The sequence below is a fragment of the Paenibacillus sp. ClWae2A genome (genome assembly GCF_032452295.1).
GTDB lineage: Bacteria > Bacillota > Bacilli > Paenibacillales > Paenibacillaceae > Paenibacillus.
The window spans coordinates 556462-576420 of record NZ_JAULSQ010000003.1 but is presented as its reverse complement, the minus strand read 5'-3'; the positions used below and the strand labels follow the sequence as shown (position 1 = coordinate 576420).

18 protein-coding genes are annotated in these 19959 nt (G+C 49.1%); 10 read left to right on the top strand and 8 right to left on the bottom strand.

Features of this window, described 5'->3' with window-relative positions:
- Position 1 precedes the first annotated feature (1 nt).
- The gene (locus QVE09_RS13840; protein ID WP_017687164.1) at positions 2-874 is read right to left on the bottom strand and encodes a carbohydrate ABC transporter permease; all 873 of its coding nucleotides are present in this window, start codon (positions 872-874) and stop codon (positions 2-4) included.
- Positions 875-974: 100 nt separating this feature from the next.
- The gene (locus QVE09_RS13835) at positions 975-2276 is read right to left on the bottom strand and encodes an ABC transporter substrate-binding protein (protein WP_315937210.1); all 1302 of its coding nucleotides are present in this window, start codon (positions 2274-2276) and stop codon (positions 975-977) included.
- A gap of 182 nt (positions 2277-2458) precedes the next feature.
- Here QVE09_RS13835 and QVE09_RS13830 point away from each other — a divergent pair, with 182 nt between their 5' ends.
- Together QVE09_RS13830 and QVE09_RS13825 are read left to right on the top strand one after the other, a co-directional pair.
- Complete coding sequence (locus tag QVE09_RS13830; protein ID WP_315937209.1) at positions 2459-4336, top strand: cache domain-containing sensor histidine kinase; 1878 nt, start codon at positions 2459-2461, stop codon at positions 4334-4336.
- A gap of 3 nt (positions 4337-4339) precedes the next feature.
- A complete protein-coding gene (locus tag QVE09_RS13825) occupies positions 4340-5149 on the top strand; it encodes a response regulator transcription factor (protein WP_315937208.1) in 810 nt (269 codons plus the stop codon).
- Here QVE09_RS13825 and QVE09_RS13820 read toward each other — a convergent pair whose 3' ends face one another.
- The 4 genes from QVE09_RS13820 to nirB form a co-directional block, all read right to left on the bottom strand.
- Positions 5150-5779, bottom strand: coding sequence for a YfbR-like 5'-deoxynucleotidase (locus QVE09_RS13820; protein WP_133385582.1), 630 nt, complete (start codon positions 5777-5779; stop codon positions 5150-5152).
- A gap of 294 nt (positions 5780-6073) precedes the next feature.
- A complete protein-coding gene (locus QVE09_RS13815; RefSeq protein ID WP_315937207.1) occupies positions 6074-6859 on the bottom strand; it encodes a formate/nitrite transporter family protein in 786 nt (261 codons plus the stop codon).
- A 49-nt stretch (positions 6860-6908) separates the two neighbouring features.
- On the bottom strand, positions 6909-7235 hold the full coding sequence (gene nirD, locus QVE09_RS13810; RefSeq protein ID WP_315937206.1) for a nitrite reductase small subunit NirD: 327 nt from the start codon (positions 7233-7235) through the stop codon (positions 6909-6911).
- A 55-nt stretch (positions 7236-7290) separates the two neighbouring features.
- Positions 7291-9720: a nitrite reductase large subunit NirB gene (gene nirB / locus QVE09_RS13805; RefSeq protein ID WP_315937205.1), complete on the bottom strand. Its 2430-nt coding sequence runs from the start codon at positions 9718-9720 to the stop codon at positions 7291-7293.
- 386 nt (positions 9721-10106) lie between these two features.
- Here nirB and QVE09_RS13800 point away from each other — a divergent pair, with 386 nt between their 5' ends.
- Positions 10107-11243, top strand: a complete 1137-nt coding sequence (locus QVE09_RS13800; RefSeq protein WP_315937204.1) for an acyltransferase family protein — start codon at positions 10107-10109, stop codon at positions 11241-11243.
- Here the strand turns inward: QVE09_RS13800 and QVE09_RS13795 are convergent.
- The gene (locus QVE09_RS13795; protein WP_315937203.1) at positions 11182-12081 is read right to left on the bottom strand and encodes a LysR family transcriptional regulator; all 900 of its coding nucleotides are present in this window, start codon (positions 12079-12081) and stop codon (positions 11182-11184) included. The genes QVE09_RS13800 and QVE09_RS13795 overlap by 62 nt on opposite strands.
- A 191-nt stretch (positions 12082-12272) precedes the next feature.
- Between QVE09_RS13795 and mdcA the strand changes: the two genes are divergently transcribed.
- From mdcA to QVE09_RS13760, 7 genes are all read left to right on the top strand, one after another.
- The gene (gene mdcA, locus QVE09_RS13790; protein ID WP_315937202.1) at positions 12273-13940 is read left to right on the top strand and encodes a malonate decarboxylase subunit alpha; all 1668 of its coding nucleotides are present in this window, start codon (positions 12273-12275) and stop codon (positions 13938-13940) included.
- 26 nt (positions 13941-13966) lie between these two features.
- On the top strand, positions 13967-14884 hold the full coding sequence (locus QVE09_RS13785) for a triphosphoribosyl-dephospho-CoA synthase (protein ID WP_315937201.1): 918 nt from the start codon (positions 13967-13969) through the stop codon (positions 14882-14884).
- Positions 14885-14912: 28 nt separating this feature from the next.
- Positions 14913-15212 (top strand): malonate decarboxylase subunit delta, encoded by a 300-nt coding sequence (locus QVE09_RS13780; protein WP_315937200.1) that lies wholly within the window; start codon positions 14913-14915, stop codon positions 15210-15212.
- Complete coding sequence (locus QVE09_RS13775) at positions 15202-16926, top strand: biotin-independent malonate decarboxylase subunit beta (protein ID WP_315937199.1); 1725 nt, start codon at positions 15202-15204, stop codon at positions 16924-16926. Before QVE09_RS13780 ends, QVE09_RS13775 begins: the two co-directional genes overlap by 11 nt.
- The gene (locus QVE09_RS13770) at positions 16914-17585 is read left to right on the top strand and encodes a malonate decarboxylase holo-ACP synthase (protein WP_315937198.1); all 672 of its coding nucleotides are present in this window, start codon (positions 16914-16916) and stop codon (positions 17583-17585) included. Before QVE09_RS13775 ends, QVE09_RS13770 begins: the two co-directional genes overlap by 13 nt.
- Positions 17586-17599: 14 nt before the next feature.
- Positions 17600-18532 (top strand): ACP S-malonyltransferase, encoded by a 933-nt coding sequence (locus tag QVE09_RS13765; protein WP_315937197.1) that lies wholly within the window; start codon positions 17600-17602, stop codon positions 18530-18532.
- Positions 18533-18694: 162 nt separating this feature from the next.
- Positions 18695-19402 (top strand): metal-dependent hydrolase, encoded by a 708-nt coding sequence (locus tag QVE09_RS13760; RefSeq protein WP_315937196.1) that lies wholly within the window; start codon positions 18695-18697, stop codon positions 19400-19402.
- A 224-nt stretch (positions 19403-19626) separates the two neighbouring features.
- Here the strand turns inward: QVE09_RS13760 and QVE09_RS13755 are convergent, their stop codons facing one another.
- Positions 19627-19950 carry a hypothetical protein gene (locus tag QVE09_RS13755; protein WP_074095924.1) on the bottom strand — a complete coding sequence of 108 codons (324 nt, stop codon included), beginning with the start codon at positions 19948-19950 and terminating at the stop codon, positions 19627-19629.
- Between the last annotated feature and the right edge of the window lie 9 nt (positions 19951-19959).

The following is a 19959-nucleotide window of genomic DNA, read 5'->3' as shown; positions in this document are numbered from 1 at the left end:
GTCAGTATTCCACCTTTCGGTTCATCAAACGAATGATGAAAAAGGAGATGATCGCCATGATGACAAACAGAATGGTAGATAGCGCACTCCCCAGTCCCCAATACCCTTTGGCAAAAGAGGAATAGACAGCCGTGTTAATCACATCCGTCGCGTTGCCAGGGCCACCGTTGGTTAGCACGTATACGGCATCGAATACTCTCAGCCCATACGTAATATTAAGCACCGTCGCGATGGTAATGGTAGGCATCAGCATCGGAATCGTGATTCGGAACAGCTTCTGCCCGAACCCGGCGCCGTCAATGGACGCTGCCTCGTAATAATCGCGGGGGATGGCGAGCAGTCCGGCGATGAACAGCACCATGATGTACCCCATACCTTTCCACGTGTCCACTGCCATGATGGATGGCATGGCCCAGGTCAGGGAGCCCAGCCAGTTCTGTGCGAGAACGTCCAGTCCCATGGAACGTAGGGTTACGTTAACGAACCCGTTGTTGGGATCAAGCAGACTTTTGAACACAAGTCCAACAATCAGGAATGACAACACCTGCGGGGAGAAAATGATCATCCGGTGCAGATTGGCGGCCTTTACACCGCTAACCAGGAGTAGAGCCAGGAACAAGCCGAGAACGGTCTTGGCGATGGACGTAACGAGGGTGAACAGGACTGTGTTTTTGATAAAAAGAAGATAGGTGGGATCACCCGCCAATATGGTACGGAAATGCTCCAGACCGATAAAGTTTTTCTCCGAACTATAACTGTTCCAGTCGGTGAAGGAATAATAGATGCCCAGCAGGGCGGGAGCAACGATGAACAGCAGATATAATACAATCGCTCCAGATGAAAAATACCAGGGATAGATTTTGTTTGCATTCATAACCGGTAACACCTTTCCTTCCTGCCCAAATACATGAGCGGGCAAACGCCCGCTGCATGTAACGTTGTTCAGCATTTATATTTATCTGAAATATGCGCTGTTACTGCCACTTCTCATCTTTCAGCACTTTGGCTTGTTCAGCACGGCGCTTATCAATGTTTTGCAGAATCTGATCCGGTGTCATTGCGCCGGCGAACATGCCTGACAAGTCCTTGCCAATATCCATCCATTGTGGATCAATATATTTCACAGCGGCCTGCATGACCGTACCTTTTTCATGATTTTTCTCATAATCAATATAGTCCTGTGTCAGCTTTGGTTCGATTTCCGGCCAGCAGATCGTCAGGTTGCCTTCACCTTCATCGAACACACGTTGCAGATGATCATGCTCGGTAATCCAACGGAAGAATTTCAGCACTTCTTCGGGATGTTTACTGTTTTTGTTACCAAACATCGCAGCTGAACCGCCAGGATTCACACCAATCGTCTGATTATCTCCCCACGGCATGACGAAGAACCCCATATTGTCTTTCATTGCCGGATACGCTTCGGAGACTTCCTTTTCCGTCCCTGGAACCCGCAGCAACATCGCTGCTTTCTCCTGACCAAACGCCTCAATTCCCGCTTCTACCGTATTGGACAAGAAGTCTTTGCCGAAATAACCGAGATCCGCAAATTCTTTCAACTGTTCAATGACTGTCTTGAGTTGCGTCATATCTGCGACTTTCATCTCATTGTTGTTTAATTTCTCGTAGGTTCCTGCTGTTGTTTGCTCATAGTTAGGTCCCGTTTCGAACAAAGGCAGAACCTGATACCACCCGCTGGCAGGTGCTTGATAGAACGGAATAATGTCTTTATCCTTAATTTTCTGGCTGATTGCCTTGAATTCGGCATAGGATGTAGGAGGCTCTATGCCGAGCTCTTGGAAGATACGTTTGTTATAGTACACATACCAGATTTTCGTTGGCGCAAAAGAAACCCCGTACACCTTGTCATTGTGACTGACGGTTGGCAAAATCTCTTCAGACATCCGACCTGTGAATTCCTCATTGGTCAGGTCAATCGCATTTTCCTCCGGTCTTACGTTAGCCGGCATGCTCAGTGGGTCCACATCGACATTGAAAATGTCAGGTGCTTCGCCAGAGGCCAGTTTCACCTTGATCAGGTCACGCCACTGTGCGTCAGGTACGACCTGAAAGTCAATTTTGACACCGGTCTCCTGCTCATATTCCTTGGCCATCGTCTGCATGATGCCTGTGCGCGGAATACCGGATTGGCTTGTTCCAAACGTGAGTGTCACTTTACCCGAACCTTCCGTACTTTTACCTGAGTTGCACCCGGCAAGCAGCAGAGTGGAGAGCAGGAGCACACTTGCAAGCGAAAATAGAAATCGTTTTCTCATCATTGAACCTCCCGGAATATAAAGAAAATTGTCACTTGCCGAAACGCTTGATGTAAGCGTATTCTTATGTGGATAACTTTACTGTGAACAGCGGTTGTGCTCAATAGACAAAAGCGTTCTGTTGGGTGGACATTTTCGAATGGTGTGACACAGATATCATCATAGGACGAGGTGTGTGGGGATTGCGATATCGATTTGGAACGCTTCAGCAAAGTCTCTTTGCCTATTACTCTGCGGTATTTATTATCTTTTCGCTGATTGTGGCGGGGCTTCTGTATGTTTTTCTCGCAAGTGACATTCGTCATCGAAGTGAAGAACAGCAGAGACAGCTGGGGGTATCAATCGTCAGTAATCTGGATCAGGAAGTGGTGAAAATGAACAACTTTTCCATGAATATTGTGTATTCCAATCTGGTCAAAGAACACTTCAGCCACTACTTGGCACCAGCGGAGGATAGCGAGCAGACAATGACGAGTGATCCGGCATTGTATAAGGATACAACCACACTGATTGATGTCATTCTCGCGATCATCAGCAGCTCCAATACAGCCAAGCAGGCCAATATCTATGATGTGAATGGCAAGATGCTGGGAGCGGGTGCATTCAACGGTCAACTGTCGGTGGACCTGACTCAGCGACCGTGGTACAAGGAAACCTGGGAGCGGAGTGGATGGCGAGTGATCCAATTGTTAGAGGGGGGAGCTTTGCCTATGCCAACAGGAGAGGGTAAATCAGATCAACCTTACATTTCGCTTACCCGTGTATACAAAGATGGCAATTATGTCAGCCAGGGCGTCGTTGAGATTTTGCAGGATGCCGGAACCCTGTTCCAGCATCTGAATGAATTGCAGGCGAATAACAACGATCTTCGGATCTATGTAGTGGATGAACAAAATACACGGTTGTACCCACTTTCTTCGGATGCCGATGCTTCTCAAGCAGGCCATTTCGATGATGTGGACTTGATTCAAAATCTTTCATTTCCGCCTGATACGATGCAGGAGATCACTGATCCTTTGAGTCAGTCCAAACAAATGATGACGTACATGACATCACAGGAGACGGGATGGACCGTTGTTGTCATGCAGTCCAAGCAGTCCCTTTTCGCGAGTCTCAACCGGATGGCGGTGATGTTTGTCGGCGCCACATTAGCTACCCTCATGCTGATCCTGATTCTCTCGTATCTGATCTCCAAACGGGTTACTTTGCCGCTACATCGTTTGCAGCGCATTATTCAGAAAACGGGTGAAAACGATCTGGTATCAGGTCAAGATTCGGCACATTTGTTCAAGCTGGAGCATCCCGGTTCTATTCGGGAGATGGATGAGCTAAATGATACGTTTATCCAGCTGAATCAACAGCTTGTGCAATCGTTTCAGGACAGGCTGGCGATGAAATCTCAGGAGACAGAAGCGAGATTACTGGCGCTGCAATCCCAGATGAACCCGCATTTTCTCTATAACAACATCACAAATATTAGCATCATGGCGGAAGAAGGCATGAATGAGCAGATTGTCGCGTTCTGCGCCAATATTGCGTCTATGCTGCGTTATATTTCTACTCCGGGAAAGAATGGGGTTCCACTGTCCCAAGAATTGGATTATTGTGAGCGATATCTGGAGTGTATGAAGATTAGATTCGAGGATGATCTACACTACGAGTTTCATATTCCGGAAGAGATGAAGTATATCCAGGTTCCTATGCTGATGGTACAACCACTACTCGAAAATGCCATGAAATATGGACTGGGTGATACCCCTCCATGGAGACTGAACATTATTGGAGAGATGGATGCGGTACAGGAGACTTGGATGATCCACGTGGAAGACAACGGTCCTGGCATGGAACCCGAGGCACTTGCCAAGATCATGCATTACATCGAACAGTCGCAGGAGTGGGAGCGTATGCCTGACCTCGAAATTAATGGCATGGGACTCAAGAATATATGGGTCCGATTGAAATTATGGTATGGCACGGCAGCCCACATGCAGATTACGAACAAGCCTTCCGGCGGTGTCCAGATTACCATAGGTGGTTCCATTCGAAAGGAGCATGACTGAACCATGACAATCAAATACAGAACGATTATTGTGGAAGATGAAGCCCTGATTCGCCGGAATGTCTCGCGCAAATTCAGAGAGTTGGACACCCGGTTCGAGGTGATTGGTGAAGCGCGGAACGGTCAGGAAGCATTACAGCTCATTGAACATTCCGTACCTGATCTGGTTGTAACTGATATTCAGATGCCGGTGATGAATGGATTGGAACTCGCCAAACATCTGTATTTTGCCTATCCGCATGTAAAGATTGTCATTCTGAGTGGTTATCATGAATTTGAATATGCACGACAGGCAATCAGTTACAAGGTGGAGGATTATCTGCTCAAACCATTATCGGAAGAACAGCTTCGTACACTGCTGGATGCGATGGAATTGAAGCTTGGGAGCGCTGTGGATTCACTTGCCCATGTCAGTGCCGTGCTGGATGAGCAGGTGAAGCCGGAGGATATCGCAGAGGCCCTTAAGTTGTATTTGAAGCAGAATTACATGCATGAGATTACACTCCAGGACATGGCGGGACAGATGCATTTTAGTGTGGACTATCTGGGAAAGTGTTTTAAGAAAGTAACGGGCGAGACTCCGCTGAAGTATATGACAGGTCTGCGGATTAATGAAGCGAAGCGTATGCTCGTCACACACGAGAATATGGATATCAAGACCATTGGTGGAGCGGTAGGGTATAGTGATTCCCACTATTTCAGCCGGATCTTCAAAAACAAAACCGGAATGTACCCTAGCGAGTATCGACTGCAATTGCTAGAACGAAAAAAAGCCCTGTCCATGGATGATGAGAACCATGTTGACTTGAGCTGATTACTGGGCCAATGCTTCTTCGGTTATTTTGCGAATATCAAACGGGGAGCGGATACCTTCTTCGATCATGTCGGGGAGAATCTGTTCCAGGAAATACTGTACACAGTGGAGGTCGATATTTTTGATTTTGACCAAGGCATAACGGTACATAACGATAAATTCTTTCTCCGTATTGCCACGTTGGAGCTCAGCAAAGGCTTCATATACTTGATCCATCTTGTCTGCGACTTCGAGAATCAGTCCTTCAACCGATTGGTCTTTGCCCTCACGCAACTGTCTGCGGAAAATAGGCTGGAACTCTTCAGGAATATTTTCATTAATAAAATGTTCAACCATGCCTTCTTCCACCTTTTGCAGCATCGAACGCAGCTCCAGTGAATAATGTTTAACTGGTGTTTTGATATCACCGATGAAGATTTCGCCATAATCATGACTGCTCGTAATTTCATATAACTTCTTCCAATCAATGGTGACCCCATGCTGTTCCTCAATATCTGCGAGTGTTTTGGCGTACTGTACCACTTTCCAGGAATGAGCGGAGACGCTGTGTTCCTCGAATTTGAATTTGCCAGGTGTACGAATAATACGTTCAAGATCATTCAGTGACCTGAAGTACGTATGGATTCCCATATAAGCGATCATCCTTTGCTGGTTGAATATAAGTGTGAGTATCTATCGACTATACGCCAGTTATGTCAACTGTGGATTAACGCGGATAGCGACAAAGGTAAAATGAAGTCTTAATTCTCTATAGAAAGACGAGCGGATCATAGAGAGGAATAGGAGAAAGTACGCAGCAGTTCGCAGCTAATTGACAAACAATAAAAAGCCACCATGTATGACTGAACGTGAGTTCGTCATTCATCGTGGCTTCATCTGTGCAAATGTTATGGCTACCTAACGTAGATAAGTGCAGTTGGTCAACTATTTTGCTTTTTTTCGTACCGGCGAAGTATACCAGTACGCCATACCGACAAAAAGTGCACCGCCGATGATATTACCAAGCGTCACCGGGATCATGTTATGAAACCAGCCTGCCAGAGTAATGGTATCCGGGTGGTTTGGCAACAGCCAGGACAAGGACAGCAAAGTCATATTGGCAACACTGTGCTCATACCCACTTGCAATAAAGGCGTACAGACACCACCAGATGAGAGCAATTTTGGCGATATCCTCTTTCGTGCGTGCTGCCATCCAGATTGCCAGACAGACGAGCCAGTTACAGAGAATGCCGCGGAAGAACAATTCCGATACGGGAGCAGCCATCTTTTTGGCAGAAGCAACGAATAAAAGATGTTCAGGCGCAGCCGTTTTGAACAGGCCGCTGCCTACAATAAGCAGGCTGAGTAGGATCGCACCTAGCAGGTTGCCGAGGAAGACGAGCCCCCAGTTTTTCAGTGTATCTTTAACTGTGGTCCGGCCTGCGAGCGTGCTCATGGTGAAAAACATGTTGTTGCCTGTAAATAGTTCCGATCCGGCAAAGATGACCAACGTGAGGGCGAGTCCGAAGGACATGCCCATTAACATGGTTTGCAGTGGTGACTGTGCCGCAAGGAGCGGGGCACCAATGCTGAAGATCAGTACGATGCCAAGCCCTACATAGGCACCCGCCATTAAGGCGGCAACCATGTAGCGTGAAAGGTTTGAGTTCATCTGATCCCTTTTTTTAACCGCAGCTTCAATAATTCCCTCAACACTTGGTGTATACATCACGGTTTCCCCCATTATTTTGCATCAATCTTTGAACGTTTCGATGGAGCTATATTTCAATCCAGACTTGGCCGTTCTCTACCTTCACCGGATACATTTGCACTTGCCCATTGTCGGGTGCTTGCACAACACCAGTAGTCAAGTCAATTTTCCAATCATACAGCGGATCGTACAGATAATGCCCGGACACGATGCCTTCTGCCAGCGGCCCACCCTTGGGGTGGGGGTTGTGATTATCCGCAGCGAAGATGGTACCATCCGATGCACGAAAGACAGCAAGCTGAAGGTCCCGAATCTCAACTACTCTTCCGATTCGTGGCAGGAATTCTTCAACTACTCCGGCGGGGAAGTAGATGCCTGATTGTTTTGTCGTCATCTTAAACCACTCCTTATCTATTTAACATTCTCCAGTATTAATCCTGCAAGCTTGCTTATGGACGAGCCGATACTTCGATTCCATGGAACATTTTGCTTTGGCCTTCCTCATTGCGAATCGCTTTTTGCCAAGGTTCTTCCACATGCTCAAGTGCAAATTCAATCCGCTGCATCAACGCTTTGCGTTCCTCCAGGTTATCCACAACAACCGAACGAATATGCGCCAGACCCATGCGTTCCACCCACTCGGAAGTCCGTTCCAGATAGTTACCTGTCTCGCGGTAATATTGCATGATGGCTCCGCACAGTTCAATCAACTCTTCATCTGTTTTCACTTTGCATAAGGAATCAGCCAGTCTTGCTTTAATACCGCCGTTACCACCGATGAAGATTTCCCAGCCTCCGTCGTTACCAACGATACCGATATCTTTGGTACATGCCTCTGCACAGTTCCGTGGACAACCGTTGACGGCATATTTAAACTTGGCTGGCAGATCTAGACGTTCGAATTTACGTTCAATGCGAGCACCCATGGCCATGGAATCCTGTGTACCGAATCGGCAGAATTGGGAGCCGACACATGTTTTGACCGTACGCAGCGATTTGGCGTATGCATACCCTGAAGGCATATCCAGTTCAGCCCAGACTTTAGTCAGATCTTCTTTTTTGACACCAATCAAGTCGAGACGCTGACCACCGGTAACTTTGACTGCTTTCACATCATATTTAACTGATACGTCAGCGATGCGTTTGAGGTCCGCTGGTGTAGTCACCCCGCCGTACATCCGAGGTACAACCGTATACGTTCCATCCTTTTGAATATTCGCGTTCATACGTTCGTTAACAAAACGGGATTCTTTCTCATCTTCGTGCGTATCCGGTGCAATCATGCCAAGGTAATAGTTGATCGCCGGACGACATTTGGAACAACCTTCAGGTTGACTCCAACCCAGTACATTCATGACCTCTTTGGTTGTTTGTAATCCCTTTGCACGAATCTCGGCTACAATCTCATCCCGTCCCATGGAAGTACATCCGCATATTCCCTGTTTGGTTCCACTGCTGAAGCCATCTCCCAGCACATATTGCAGGATCTGTTCCACAACCGGTTTACATCCACCGCAAGAGCGGGTTGCACCTGTACAGGCTTTGATCTCATCTACGCTGGTTAGTCCTTGATTCGTAATGACATCAACAATCGTTCCTTTGGTTACACCGTTACAGCCACAGACAATCTCGTCTTCAGCCATCGTTTCTACAGAGGTGGTTTTCTTATGACCGCCGCAGCCTGTACCCATGAGTGAACCATACAGTTCATCGGTCATTTCGGCCTGTTGTTTGATCAGTTTCTGCAATTCGGCAGAATCTGTAATGTCACCGAAGAGAACGGCACCAACTATTTTATTATCGCGGAGCAGAATTTTTTTGTAAGTCCGTTTCCAGTCGTCTTTGTGCGAAATTACGGTGTGCTCAGGACTGTCAATGAATTCACCGGTTGAAAAGACGTCTACACCCGAAATTTTCAATTTCGTGGATACTACAGAACCTTCATATGGAGCGGTCTCAACTCCGCAGATATGTTTCGCGAGAATCATGCCTTGCTCGAACAATGGGGCAACGAGGCCGTAACATACCCCGCGGTGCTCTGTACATTCCCCGACCGAATACACATTCTCAAGTGAAGTCTGCATATAGTCATTCACGACAATACCCCGGTTCACTTCCATACCGCTTTCGCGGGCTACAGCCGTATTGGGTTTAATGCCTGCAGCCATGACCACAAAATCAACATTCAGAACCGTATCATCTGCAAAACGTATCCCTTCAACGCGTTCGCCGCCCAGCAGTTCGGAAGTCTGCGCACCCATCTTGAACCGGATACCCTGACGTTCAAGTTCCGCCTTCAACATGGCTGAAGCTTGAGGATCAAGCTGACGCTCCATCAGATCTTCCATCAGATGCACTACGGTAACTTCCATGCCAAGTTGTACCAAACCTTTGGCAGCTTCAAGACCAAGCAATCCGCCTCCGATAACGGCCGCTCTTTTATACTGCTTAGCAGCTTCCAGCATGATATTACAATCGGCGATATCACGGAAACCGACAACACCCTTTTTGTCATGTCCCGGAACGGGGAGAATGAAGGAGTTGGAGCCTGTTGCAATGATAATTTTGTCATAAGGAACGCGAGTTCCATCTTCAGTCACAACTTCGTGCGTCTCGGCATCGATTCGTGTAACCGTTGTGCCTGTGTGCAGCGTAATGCCGTAGTCCTCATACCAGTGTAGGTCGTTCAGGACGATATCGTCCAGCGTTTTGCTTCCTTCCAGTACGTAAGACAACATAATGCGGTTGTAGTTAGGATAGGGCTCTGTGCCAAAAACAGTAATATCAAATCGCGATGTTAATTTCAAAATTTGTTCAACGGTACTGATTCCTGCCATTCCGTTACCTATGATAACGAGGTTCTCTTTTTTTCCGTTCATGTGTGTATGCCTCCTTGAATAGACGCTGTACATTACCCCAAATTTTAGTGGTTTATATTTGAAATTATACAAGTAGTTGACGACAGTTTATGTGATTTAATTCACTAATAAAGATAGTTCAGTCATATTTTCTTTGGTGTGATCCCGGTCACAGATTTTTATATATATTTCCAGAGCGACATATATACATATCCAAATGGATATTATACAGGCTGAGTAACCAAGGCATATACTACGAGGCATAACGACGCGTCGATATGACCTTTTCAAAATTTGGTATTTTTTTTGCTAACACGAAACACACTACTAGGGCTTAATGAAGTTTCAGAAGTGAAGATGGGGACGTGATTTCTCATTGTGTTGACATGGCTGAAAGGAGATCACCTATGGGGGTAAAAAGAATGGACGATACCTCACCGGCTGCAACCCAGCCGGAGATTATTAAAGCGGTTGCAGTAACTGCTGTGATGATGCAGCTGATCCTGTCGGTTCTCTTAAAGCAGTTTCCCGATGTATCTCACAGAATAGAGATTGGCATGTTGTACAATCTGGCGAAGTTCTCGGCACCTGCCTTTATTTTTGCCATTTTGTATGATGTGGCACAGCTGCGAGACGTAAAGTATGGACACTATGTATGGCATAAAGCCAAAGAGATCATCGGGCCTTACCTCTTCTGGACTACCGTATATATATTAACGGTGAATGCAGGCGGATATAAGCAGGCGGGCGATGTTGTACAAGCCTTTCTACTGGGAACGGCAGCCCCGCATTTGTGGTATACGGTCATGATGTTCCAATATCATTTGCTCATTCCGCTGGTGACTGCACTGGCTCTGCTCATGATTCGGAATCGAAAAAAAGCAGCTGTGGCATGGGTGGTATCCATCATCGTGTATGCCATTTTGATTTTGCTCTATGACCGATATGTTCTGCTAGATCTCTTGCATCCCGATCTGGTCTACACAGATCGAATCTTTGCCATGTATGGTCTATTTGCATTGCTGGGAATGGGTACATCCATATATAAGGAAGCTTGCCTTGTCTGGTTGGACAAAATGAAGTGGGCGCTACTGCCCATCGGTGTGCTGTTGTTTATTTGGGTGAACCGGGAACTGTTTGCTTATGGTTTTGAGGATATGAATTTGTTGAAGTCTTCGTATCTGAAACCGTCGATGGCGCTGTTTAACATGGCGCTCATCTTGCTCCTGTACGCTGGTGCAACGGGGCTGATTCGTATGAATGTCCGATTCCTGCTTGCTTTTCGCTGGATTGCCAAATATGCGTTTCGGGCATATCTCGCCAGTTATTTTGCACTGAATCTGACGGTCTGGATGATGGGCAGTTATGTGAAAGAGATGCCGCTGGGCATCAGTATCGTTTTTTTGCTGATCTGTACTGCGATTCTTGCATTCACGATGGTGTATTACATTGAGAAATTGTGCAAGGCAGTGATGCGACTTCTCAGAGCGAGGAATCACCAGGGGCATCAGCCAGCGCCAACTCACGGAAATAGGCGACCGTAAACTCGCGAAAAATCAGACAAGCTTTGGACAGGTAATGATCTTCCAACCAGGAAATTCCAATCGTTCGCTCGCATACAGGTTGTTCAATCCGAATCAATCGTACATGTTCACCCACAGAACCGTCCCAGGACACGGCGGGAACAAGTGCAATACCAAGTCCGGCCCGAATGAGTCCACGTACGGTTGCCGGATCATCACTTTCGAAAATACGTTTCGGATTGAACCCGGCAATCCGGCACAGGCTGTCGGTTCGTTCACGAAGGTCGTTCCCTGCACGTAGCGTGACAAAGTGTTCCTCGGCTGCATCTTCCAGTCGGATGGATGTTTTCCCGGCCAGCTTGTGGTCAGCGGGCACAGCCAGGAACAGTTCCTCTGTCAGAAGAGGCAAGCTCTCCACTCGGGGAATCTGCAAGGGCAGTGAAGAGATACAGAGATCAAACCTCGGAGGATCAGAAGGACCAAAATGCTGGATTAACGTAAATGTGATATCCGGGTATTGTTGTCTGAATCGGGATAGCAGGTCGGGAACCACGTGCGAGCCTACGGGAAATGCAAGACGGATATCGCCTGCCTGACCCGATGACATATCCGCAAGTTCACGTTTTCCATTTTCGAGTGCTTCAAGAGATTGCTCGGCATATTTCAGAAATACACGACCATAGTTGTTCAGCCGGATGAACTTTCCTGTTCGATCAAATAATTCGCTTCCCAATTCCTGTTCAAGCAGTTTCAACGTTTTGCTCAAGGCGGGCTGAGAGACATGCAGTTCTTCTGCCGCTCGTGTGATGTGCTCCAGCCTTGCGATTTTGCAGAAATAACGAAGTTGCAGTAAATCCATGACAATCACCATCCATATCCATTTGGTTATGTATATATGTATAATTATATATTATACATTATTAATGTGAGGAGTAAAATAAAACCTGTAACGCATGTGAATGAACGAATTTCAGACTGAATGACAGAACATGATAATGAAACCAAATGGCAGATGAACATTAAATCATAGTTAAGGGAGGCTGGTCAGAGATGAGTACGACCAAACAGCAGCAACAGCCCTTGGGCCCATCAAGCTGGACGACCAGAAGAGATGAGAAACATAGCAGAATGCAGAAGGTAGAGTCTTTACTCAAGGGAAAGGTACTGCCGACAGAGCAAATTGTAAATGCACTTGAGTTGCTCATCCGACCGGGTGATCGTGTTGTACTGGAAGGAAATAATCAGAAACAGGCCAGTTTTTTGTCCGCTGCACTGGTTCAGGTCGATCCGGAGAAGGTCAATCAGTTACACATGATTATGTCGAGTATTTCACGTCCGGATCATCTGGACATCTTTGAAAAGAAGATCGCTTCCAAGCTTGATTTTTCCTATTCGGGTTCACAAAGTCTCCGCATGTCGCAGATGATTGAGGATAACAGTATCGAGATTGGCTCGATTCACACCTATCTGGAGTTATATGGCCGACTGTTCATTGATTTGATTCCAAATGTTGTGCTCGTGGCGGCGGATAAAGCAGACCGTCAGGGGAACCTGTACACCGGAGCCAATACGGAGGAAACACCAACCATTATCGAAGCAGCAGCCTTCCGTAACGGAATCGTCATTGTACAAGTGAATGAACTGGTGGATGAGGTTCCACGGATAGATATTCCCGGCGCATGGGTAGATCTGGTTGTTGAATCGGATCGGCCTTACCAGTTGGAAGCTCTGTTTACACGGGACCCGCGCCAGATCAAAGAGACTCATATTCTCATGGGCATGATGGCGATCAAAGGTATATACGCCAAACATAACGTTCAATCGCTGAATCACGGCATTGGGTTTAATACGGCGGCCATTGAATTATTGCTTCCGACTTACGGGGAGTCACTTGGACTGCGCGGCAAGATATGCAAACACTGGGCGCTGAATCCCCATCCCACATTAATTCCGGCTATTGAGAGTGGCTGGATTGAAAGTGTCCATTCTTTTGGCGGCGAGGTAGGGATGGAGAAGTATACAGCTGCTCGTCCGGACGTATTTTTCACAGGACCTGATGGCTCTATGCGTTCTAACCGTGCACTCTGCCAAGTGGCAGGTCAGTATGCGGTAGATATGTTTATTGGTTCAACATTGCAAATCGATCCCGAGGGCAACTCATCAACGGTGACCTCTGGTCGTCTTAGCGGATTCGGCGGCGCGCCCAATATGGGACATGACCCACATGGACGCAGACATGATACCGAAGCCTGGCTGAACATGATGAATGGAGATGGGCCGCTGGTTCGGGGTAAAAAATTGGTCGTACAGATGGTGGAAACATTCCAGAACGGAGAGCGGCCAACCTTTGTAGATTCTCTGGATGCCATTCATGTCGGTCAGGAAGCTCATCTGCCCGTTGCTCCTGTCATGATCTATGGTGATGATGTGACACATGTGGTGACGGAAGAGGGGATTGCCTATCTGTACAAAGCACAGAACATCGAAGAACGCAAACTCGCGCTCGCTGCGGTTGCCGGTGTTACTCCGCTCGGACAGGCTCATGATGCAAGCTTGAATGAACGTCTGATCAGTGACGGACTGATTGCGTTCCCGGAACAGCTGGACATTCGCCGCACGGATGCCAAGCGGTCGCTTCTGGCAGCCAAAAGTGTCGAGGAGCTGGTGGAATGGTCCGGTGGACTGTACAATCCACCATCCAAGTTCCGCAGTTGGTAAGCCCTAAGAGGAATACACCTGTCCCTATGTGGCAGGAATTAAAGCCGATGAAGCTGGCTTTGGCCAGTTTGGCAGCACAGAGATGCGGCGTGCTGCTCGGTGAACTGGCCGTGCAGGCGTTGATTGATGAGGCGGAGTTGACGCCAAAGCCGGGTCTTGTTGATCTGCGTGACAATGGCGCACATACAGATCTGAACGTGGAGCTGATGCGCCGCTCGGCACGGGCGCTGCGGCCTGCTTTTACAGCGATGGGTGAGGCAGGATGGGCACAGGCTGCGGATCAATCGCTGCGTGAACGCCTGGCTGCGATTGGGCGTGACGGCGAAGCCAGTATGCTCGCAGCCACAGGCGGAACCAACACACATCGCGGAGCTGTGTGGGCACTCGGGTTGCTCACCGGCGCTGCCGCGGTGAGCGGGCCCGGCTCCAGCACGGCTGAGATTGCAGCCGTCGCCGGGGCGCTTGCCCGGCTGCCCGACCGGCATGCTCCGCAGCAGCGGTCGTCGAACGGGCAGCGTGTGCAGCGCCGCTACGGCGCACGCGGCGCGCGGGAAGAAGCCGAAGCAGGCTTCCCGCACGTCGTGGACATCGGGCTGCCAGCGCTATATGCAGCCCGGAGTGCAGGGCGCACAGAGACGCAGGCGCGTCTGGATGCGCTCCTGTCCATCATGGCAAGTCTCGAAGATACTTGCCTGCTGCACCGCGGCGGGCACGAAGCCCTCGCCGCCGCAAGAAGCGGTGCCGCCACCGTGCTGTCGCTGGGAGGCAGCGGCACCGCCGAAGGCATGGCTGCCCTGGAGCAACTGGGCAGCCGCCTTGTCGGGATTGGCGCTTCACCTGGCGGAAGCGCGGACTTGCTGGCTGCGGTCTTGTTTCTCGACCGCATACATCAGAGTGCGTCAACCGAGCTAGGTGCATGGCCACATGCAACGCATCAGTTGTAACAGAAACAATTTGGAGGTGCAGGACACCATGGAAACCATGACTTTTAAATATAAAACATCACGTAAGCTGGAAGGTAAAGCCCATGTCGGGGTGGCTGGTTCAGGAGATCTGGAGTTGTTGATGGAACCGTCTGCGGACGGGCAGGCACATGTCGAGATCCGAACAACGGCCAAAGGATTTGGCGATATTTGGCGGGCAGGATTGGACCGTTTTTTTCAAAAGCACGACGTGGCACTATCGATCCAAATCAATGATTTCGGCGCAACACCAGGTGTTGTGAATCTGCGTTTGGCCCAAGCGATGGAGGTGCTGACCCATGAACAATAAGGCAGAATGGATGGCGGTAAAAGAGAGTTTCATTGAGCTGCGTGCGCGTGATCGTGCCAAGTCGGTATTGGATGAGGGCACATTCCGCGAATTGATTGATCCATTTCAGCGTGTGGAATCCCCCCATCTTCCGCTTCAGGGCATCGTCCCGCAAAGTGATGACGGTGTGGTCACCGCCCGGGGAACCATTGATGGACAACCTGCTGTTGTTATTGCGCTTGAGGGTGCATTCCAGGGGGGCGGTATCGGCGAGGTATGTGGTGCCAAAATTGCCGGGGCTCTGGAGCTGGCGTTGCAGGATCATGAACAGGGTGTGCCGACACGTCCAGTGTTATTGCTTGAAACCGGCGGGGTACGTCTGCAAGAGGGGAATTATGGTCTGCTGGCTATTGCCGAGATTGGGGCAGCGATTGTTGCTTTGCGTCCGCATACACCTGTTGTCAGTGTGATCTCGGGGATGATTGGCTGTTACGGCGGGATGTCGATCTGTGCAGCAGGTTTGTCCAGTCATCTGATTATGACACGTCAGGGCCGCATGCAGCTGAACGGGTCAGAGGTTATTGAACAAGAGGCAGGCATCGCCGAACTCGATTCGGGTGACAAACAAAAGATCTGGTCTATGGTGGGTGGCAAACAGCGTGTAGAAGCCGGATTTGCAGATCAGTTGGTTGAAGATGATATCGGCCAGATTAAACAAGCTATTCGGGATTCATTTGAGCAAGGTGTCAAAAAAATAAACCGGAGCGCACAAGTGAAGCTCTATCAGCATCTGCTTGCCGAGATTGGCAGCGCAGAGGATCTCAAGCCGGAAGATGTGCGCGAGATGTGGAAGAATCGCAAGGACGAGACGGGCGCAGAGAAGCTGGAGCAGCTTCGTCAAGGATGGGCCTCCAGTTCCAATGCATCAGGTACACGGGGAGAAAAGTGGTTCCACCTGCTGGCGGATCATGGAGACATCAGACAGGGAGAAGCTCCTTCTGTGCTGTGCGCAGATGGACGGATTGGTGAGGAAAACGTCAGATTTATATCGGTTGTTCCTGATCCCAATGCCAGATTTGTTCGTGCCCGCAACGGCGAAGTGGGGCTGGATGAGGGCTGGAGTATTGCAGCTTACGTGCGAGAAGCCATGGAAGCAGATCAAGATGGTCAGCGCCGTACAATTGTAGCGATCGTTGATGTACCAAGTCAGGCCTATGGTTATCGTGAGGAACTGCTAGGCATACACCTGGCTTGCGCAGCAGCAGCGGATGCTTATGCATCGGCTCGATTAGCAGGTCATCCGGTGATTGCCCTGATTGTGGGCAACGCAATCTCCGGTGCTTTCCTGGCACACGGAATGCAGTCCAATCGTCTTATCGCCTTTAATGACCCAGAAGTTACGGTTCAGGTCATGTCCAAACAATCGGCCGCGCGCATCACTCGTCGCAGTATTGATGAGCTTAATGAAGCAGCGACCAAAGTGCCAGGGGCCGCATATGATGTGCAGTCTTTTGCCAAATTGGGTGCCCTCCACCAACTGGTTGATGGGATTAATGCATCCTCACCCGATCCGTCTGATGTGGAGAAGGTTCAGCATATTCTTACGGATACCATTCAGGAGATACGACAGTCCCCGGTGGACCTCCGTTCCCGTCTGACCTCCGAGGCGGCTCAGTCTGGTCGTGCAGCTTCCGTTCATGTGCGCAAGCTGCTGAAGGAGCAGTGGAACCAATAGCCAGACCTTTTCAAGTGCATGACCTGTTAAAGATTCACGGGAATGCTGTGCTGAGGGGAGAACAGCCGGTTCCAGAGTGGGTCACCATCATTGTGAGCAAGAACCCTTGGGTTGTTGTTCGCAGGACAGAGCAAACGACGGGGAACATTCCAGTTGGCGTCCGGGGGCCAGAGCGGCATTTACGCTGGGCCGCCTCCGTCTCCGCGGACGATGTAATTGCCAGGGTGAGCCCAGAGCAGTTGGTGGCAGATCAAGCATGGTATAAACTCCCGGAAGAACGTTGGAATATTCCTGCGATCGTTATGTTGCAGCAGGTTGCTGAACTTTGGAGCAGGACGGAACGGATCTGGGGTCCGGGAGGCAGTGTTGGATTTGAGCTGGCTACAGGGCAAGAGGTCACGCGTCCGGAAAGCGATCTGGATCTGATTCTTCGTTTACCCCAACCACTTTCACCTGAGCAGGCAACAGAACTGCTGGAAAAGCTAACTACACATTTGAGCATCTCCGGTAAATGGAGCGGAGTTCGGCTGGATATACAGGCAGAAACTGCGGCAGGATCGTTTTCGCTGGCGGAGTGGGCCAGAGGGGGCTCGCAGGTGATGTTAAAAACCTGCTCAGGTCCTATACTTGCGAATGATCCTTGGGAGATTTCGAAATAAGGGAGGAGAAATGGATGAGCGTAGTCTTCTTATTCCCTGGTCAGGGAACTCAGCGTCCAGGCATGCTCCATGAATTACCCTCTCATCCGGCAATTCAGGCGACACTGCATGAGGCCAGTGAGATTCTGAACATGGACGTGCTGGAACTAGATACACAGGCATCACTGGAAACAACCGACCACGTGCAACTGGCATTATGCATCAGCGGCGTTGCTGTGGCTCGTGCCCTTCAGGAGGAAGGCGTGAAGCCGGCCTATGTTGCGGGTCATTCTGCTGGGGCTTTTGCGGCAGCGGTTATATCGGGCGCAATAACGCTCAAGGACACGTTGCCGTTGGTCCGGTTACGAGGTGAAGGCATGATGACAGCTTACCCCGAAGGTTATGGCATGGGCGTTGTGACCGGACTTCTTCGGCGTGAGGTAGAGGTTGTGGTGAATCAGATTCATACTGAAGAGAATCCGGTGTACATCTCGAATCTGAATGCACCTACCCAGATTTCGATCGCAGGCAAACTGGAGGCGATCGACACCGTTCTCGCTGTATGCCTTAAAAATGGAGCCCGTAAAGCCATACGGCTGAATATGAACGTGCCATCCCACTGCAAGCTGCTGGACCCCGTTTCCTTGAAGTTAACGGAAGCCATCGGTCATATCCAAATGAATGAACCTCTTATTCCTTACGCGGGCAACGTCAGAGGACGTGTACTGCGGACGGCCAATGACATTGGACAGGATCTTGCAACCAACATTGCACATCCCGTTCGTTGGGATGAGGTGTCCACGCTAATTTATGAACTGGGAGGAAGACTTTTTCTGGAGATGCCTCCGGGACAGGTTTTGTCAGATTTGGCGAGAGAGGCTTTTGCTGAGGCACGTACTGCTGCACTACAAATGACCAGTCTGGAATCTGCCGTTGTGCTGTCTGAAAGATACAGCGATGGCGTGTGAAGCCATGTTGTATGAAAGGATAGCGATTCCCGCATCGTGTTGTTGATAAATTGATCTTCACTAAAATAAGAAATGCGAACTATTGTTCTTATTTTGTTTTCGTTGTAAAATCGGTACTGGGCCGTATTGTTCCCGATTTCTTCGAAAGGACGTTTTTGCATCATGATGGGAAGATCCCACCTTATTATCGGGACAGGCGTGTCGCTTTCTGTTCTGCAGTTGGCCGGTATGCCGGTGACTGCGCCGGCAGTTACGGTTGCTCTGATTGGTTCGTTATTGCCTGACATTGATGAGCCGAATTCGCTGCTGGTATCCAGAGCCTTGCCTAACAGTCTGATCAGGTTGTTACAGACGATTCTGTTGCCCACAGCTGTCTTTGTGTACTTCTATGTTCATGCCAAACCATGGAACCTGTTGCTTGCGATCCTCATTGCGCTTGTGTCATTCCTGCCTTCGCGTTCGCTTCGCAAAGTGCTGATGTTTGCCATTGGACTCGGTCTGGTGTTCTACGGTCACGCATTTGCCCCGTGGAATCTGATTGCAGGCAGCCTGCTTATGCTGTGTACCACGCTAACTCATAGGGGATTGACGCATACCTTATATGGAACTGCGGTATGGGCTGGTTTACTCTACAGCACGACCCAGCAACAGGGACCGGAAATCTGGGTAGCGGGAGGTACGGCGTATGTTATGCACCTGTTGGCCGATTCATTAACCAATCGGGGCATTCGTCCGTTACCACCATTTAAGTTCCGTATACGAGCCAATCTGATGAGCACAGGAACGAAGCATGGAGCCGTTGTGGAGAATGTCTGCATTGTGCTCACACTCATTTTGGCGTGGTTTGCGTTCTCGCCATTATTTCTGTAATGACCAAATACCAGTCCTGTCTAAGGACTGGTATTTCTTTTTTGTTCTTTTACCTGTAAGCCATGAGAGGATTATGGGGGTCAACTCGTTGTTGGCGTGCTTGATAAACCGTCAAGATCAGAAGATCCAAATGCAAATAAAACAATAAGAATAAGCACAATTAACAGCTCGGCAAATCCGATTCCGTCAAACTCGGACATGACATGCACCTCATTTCTTGGCCATTAAGAATTGATCCTCTGTTGAAATGCCTGTATAACATCATTAAGCGTCATATCGCCGCCAGTTTCATCCAGGAATTGTACCAGTTTATCTGAATTCGAGGGTGTGACCTTTTGAAGTGTTTTATATTGACCAACCAATTCTACAACCAATGTAGCCTCACGAAACAACGTGACGGCATCCACTCTTAACTTTCCGCTCACCAATAGCGCCGCTACAATCAGTTCGAGATTTTTCCCTTTGAGGCTTCCATTAAGGAGGGTGTTAGCAGCGTTTGGTTTTTTGTTAGAACCTTTATTTGATTTTCCGTTCCTTCCCACTGCCATAACAGGTCC